Source organism: Burkholderia sp. MR1-5-21 (assembly GCF_053427715.1).
In genome coordinates, this window is the sequence record NZ_JBSAXD010000154.1 from 1 (window position 1) to 302 (window position 302).

At 69.9% G+C, this 302-nt stretch carries 1 protein-coding gene; it reads right to left on the reverse strand.

Annotated elements, in window-relative coordinates:
- Positions 1-302, reverse strand: a 302-nt coding sequence (locus tag ACV229_RS40855; RefSeq protein WP_448088700.1) for a thiolase family protein, incomplete at both ends; no start/stop codon positions are given.

The window sequence follows — 302 nt, forward strand, 5'->3', positions numbered from 1 at the left end:
GCAATGATCGCGTTCGCCGCCAGCATCACCGCCTTCAGGCCCGAGCCGCACACCTTGTTGATCGTCATCCCCGGCACCGCGCTCGGCAGCCCGGCCTTGATCAGCGACTGACGCGCCGGGTTCTGGCCCGAGCCGGCCGCCAGCACCTGGCCCAGGATCACTTCGCTCACCTGCTCCGGCTTCACGCCGGCGCGCTCCAGCACCGCGCGAATCACCGTCGCACCCAGTTCCGGCGCCGCGATCTTCGCAAGCGAGCCGCCGAATTTGCCGACCGCGGTCCGCGCGGCCGATACGATCACTAC